2 pseudogenes are annotated in these 247 nt (G+C 64.4%); one reads left to right on the forward strand and one right to left on the reverse strand.

From position 1 onward, the window contains the following. Positions 1 to 128 (forward strand): annotated as a pseudogene (locus EN738_RS35180) (MFS transporter); the annotation flags it as partial. Here the strand turns inward: EN738_RS35180 and EN738_RS35185 are convergent. Beyond that, positions 122 to 247: pseudogene (locus EN738_RS35185) on the reverse strand (MFS transporter); the annotation flags it as partial. The pseudogenes EN738_RS35180 and EN738_RS35185 sit on opposite strands and share 7 nt — an antisense overlap.

Below are 247 nucleotides of genomic sequence, written 5' to 3' on the forward strand. Positions count from 1 at the left end.
ATGGTTCACGCGGCTCGGCGATCCGCCTGCGGCCGGTTCAGGTCATAACGTTCGCCCTGATCTTCATCGGCGCCACTTTCGCCACCACGGAAGTCAGCACCGTGGCGATCACCAAGGAGCTCGGCCAGTCCTGGTTGGCCGCCGCGATCAGCACTGCGAAGGCGAGCACGGCGATCACCGTCGTCGGCACGACGATGCGCGTCTGACCGAGGCGATCCACGAGCCGCGATATTTGCGGCGCAATAAA

Origin of the sequence: Mesorhizobium sp. M4B.F.Ca.ET.017.02.2.1, from assembly GCF_003998955.1 — a bacterium.
In the GTDB taxonomy this organism is placed as follows: Bacteria; Pseudomonadota; Alphaproteobacteria; order Rhizobiales; family Rhizobiaceae; genus Mesorhizobium; species Mesorhizobium abyssinicae.